Source organism: Corynebacterium otitidis ATCC 51513 (genome assembly GCF_000296405.1).
Classification (GTDB): Bacteria; Actinomycetota; Actinomycetes; order Mycobacteriales; family Mycobacteriaceae; genus Corynebacterium; species Corynebacterium otitidis.
In genome coordinates, this window is record NZ_JH815192.1 from 357,878 (window position 1) to 360,721 (window position 2,844).

3 protein-coding genes and 1 pseudogene are annotated in these 2,844 nt (G+C 75.6%); 3 read left to right on the forward strand and 1 reads right to left on the reverse strand.

The annotated features are described in order from the left end of the window. Positions 1-241 (forward strand): hypothetical protein (locus HMPREF9719_RS09735; protein WP_038082688.1); only part of this gene is annotated, 241 nt, incomplete at its 5' end. A gap of 125 nt (positions 242-366) precedes the next feature. Beyond that, entirely contained in the window at positions 367-1,995 is a 1,629-nt protein-coding gene (locus HMPREF9719_RS01560) for a CYTH domain-containing protein (RefSeq protein WP_004600205.1), read from the forward strand. On the opposite strand, the gene HMPREF9719_RS01565 is transcribed toward HMPREF9719_RS01560, so the two are convergent. Beyond that, positions 1,992-2,174, reverse strand: a complete 183-nt coding sequence (locus tag HMPREF9719_RS01565; protein WP_004600206.1) for a hypothetical protein — start codon at positions 2,172-2,174, stop codon at positions 1,992-1,994. The genes HMPREF9719_RS01560 and HMPREF9719_RS01565 overlap by 4 nt on opposite strands. A gap of 207 nt (positions 2,175-2,381) precedes the next feature. Between HMPREF9719_RS01565 and HMPREF9719_RS01570 the strand changes: the two are divergent. After that, positions 2,382-2,844, forward strand: a pseudogene (locus HMPREF9719_RS01570) (galactokinase family protein); the annotation flags it as partial.

Consider the following 2,844-nt stretch of genomic DNA (forward strand, 5'->3'; position numbering starts at 1 on the left):
GCTGGCGCTCAGCGGCCGGTGTCGCGACGCCCGCTTCGCCGGGCGGTACCTCGCCGGCTTCGCCGCCGAGGCGGCCCGCGTCCTTGCCCCCGAGCCCGGCCTGGGCGCGGCGGCGGAGGCGGCCATCGGGCGCCACTTCCCCGCCGCCCGGACCGTGCCGGGATACGCCGTTTCGGGCGAGGGCTGGGACGCCGGCCGGTCACAGGCGCGGGGCCTGCGCCGCGCCCTCGGCCCCGGCTAGCGGGGCCGCCCAGCGGGCCCGAAAAGCGCCGCGTCCTTGCCTATACTTGCAGGCAGGCGCCGGATTATCCCCCGGCGCGGGAAGCCAGTCGTCGAGCGTCTCTTGAAGGCGTGGGGAGGAGCCTCATGGCAACCAGCGACATCGAGGTGGAGGCGACCTTCGCGGTGCCCACCGACGAGCTCGAGGCGCCGGACTTAAGCGGCGTCGACCACGTCGCCTCCGCCTCGGAGACGACGAGCTTCACCCTTCGGGCCACGTACTTCGACACCAAAGACCTGCGCCTCACCCGCGCCGCGATCACGCTTCGGCGCCGCACCGGCGGGCGCGACGAGGGCTGGCACCTCAAGCTCCCCGGCCGGGGCCGCGCCCGCCGCGAGATCGGGGTGGCCATCGACGCCGCGCCGGGCGTCAACGGCGACGGCACGGTCACCCTGCCCGCGGAGCTCCACGACCTCGTGCGCGCCGTGGTGCGCAACGAGGAGATCGTGCCCATCGCCCAGGTCGACAACCACCGCACCGAGACCGCGCTCGTCGACAAGCACCGCGCGGACATCGCGACGTTCTGCGACGACCGGGTGCGCGCCGCCTCGCTTCTGCCCGGCGGGACGGAGACCTCGTGGCGCGAGTGGGAGCTCGAGCTCTCCGCCGAGCTCGCGGAGAACGCCCGCGGCGCCCGCGTCCTCGACCAGGTGCGCTCACTCGTCGAGGAGGCCGGCGCCCACGAGTCGGACTCGCCCTCGAAGCTCCTCACCGCGCTCGGCGATTCGCTTGACACCGCGCCGAAGCCGCCGCAGCCCTACGAGTTCCAGGCCTACGACGAGCGCGACGAGACCTTCACCGGCCTCGTCGAGGCTTTGAGCGCCTACCGCGACGCGCTCGTCTACCGCGACGCGCGCGCCCGCCGCCGCGAGGCCGGCACCGTCACCTCGTTCATGTCCGCGGCCGTGGGTCTCAGGCTCGCGCTGCGCGGCCTCTACGAGCTCTTCGAGCACGACAGCTGGGACGAGCGGCTCGACCCCGTCGAGGCCATCGACGCCCGGCTGCACGCCGCGGCCGAGCGCGCCGCCGAGTCCGCGACCCGCGCCGGCGGCCACCGCGAGCTCAAGGAGCGCGTGGACGCGAACTCCTCGGGCAAGATCGACGAGCACACCCGCAGCCGGCTTGGGCAGGGCTCCAGGGCCGCCGCGAAGCGCGGCCACAACAAGCTCGTCGCGGAGCTCAACAGCAAGGCCTATATCGACGCCCTCGACGCGCTCGACCGGCTACTCGCCGACCCGCCGGTGCCCTCCCGCCGGGAGCGCCGCAAGGCGCCCGCGATCATCGTGCGCGCCGTGAAGCGCGGCTACGTCGCCATCAAGAACCGCCGCAAGGACTTGAACTCCGAGCCGGCGCTGCCCTGCGACGACGAGCGCGCCGCCCGGCTCATCGACGAGGCGTGGCGCCACGCCGAGGAGCTCGTCGCCGCCGCGGAGCTCGCCCGCGAATACACCGCCTACCGGGCCGAGGCGCTCGCCGCGGACGCCGCGTCGTTCACCGCGCTGCTGCGCCAGGTGCGCCAGCTCTCCGCCGCCGCGGAGCTCGTCGCCGAGCGCGCCGAGCACGCCGCCGGCCGCGGCGAGTCGACGTTCGCCTACGGGGTGGTCTACGAGTCGCTCCGGGAGCGCACCGCCGCGGTCATCCGCCGCGCGGACTCGGAGTTCAAGACGCTGAAAAAGTCCTACAAGGCGTTCCGCCGCTCCATCGAGGAGCCCTAGGACTCGCGCCAGCGGCGCTCCTCCTCGTCGAAGGCCTGGGACCGCTTCCGGGCGGTCTCGAAGGCGCGCTGCGCCTCGGCGCGGCTGGGGTACGGGCCCATGCGGTGCAGCCAGCCGCGCAGCCGCCCCTGGAACACCTCGCCAGTCTCGGGGTCGACGTACCACTTCTCCTCGGCCACCTGCGCTCCTCCTCACGTCGTGTCCTCGGCGAACGCCCGAGCGGCAGGCCCGGGCCTGCGGGACGCGGGACCCGCGCCGCTACAGTGGTGACGCGGCGCGCGGCCGCCAGCCGCGCCGCCGGACCCAGTCTAGATTCGCCCGCCGCACCGCCGCGGGCGCCACCGAACCGGCCACCACAGCTCCCGTTTAAGGCGACCCCACGCATCATGTCCCACGACCACGACCCCTCCCCCCGGCGCGACGCCGACCCGGCCGCGCGCGCCCGGCTGCTCCACGAGCGGGCCTTCGGCCGGCCCGCGGCCGCCGCGGCCGAGGCGCCGGGCACCTTCAGCCTCATCGGGGAGGACGCCGCGCCGGCCGGCGGGACCGCGATCATCGGGAAGGCGCCGCTCGCCGCGGCGGTGGCGCTCGCCGCCCGCGAGGACGACGCCGTGGTCGTCGTCGACGAGCGCTCCCCAGACAGCCCCGAGACCCTCTCGTCGGAGGACGTCGCCCGGATCCAGGACTCCCAGCAGCCCGGCGTCGACGACGAGGGCCGCCGCACCTTCCCCGGGCCGCCGGACGGGGGCCGCGCGGCCCGGCTCGCGGGGCTCGCGGGGGCGCTCTACCAGGCGCAGCTGCGCGGCCGCGGCCGGCCGGGGCTGACGGTCGCGGTGGCCTCCGACGTGC

What these genes read in the sequence shown, in the direction of transcription:
- HMPREF9719_RS01560 (WP_004600205.1), top strand. Translation starts at nt 367, where the DNA reads ATGGCAACCAGCGACATCGAGGTGGAGGCGACCTTCGCGGTGCCCACC.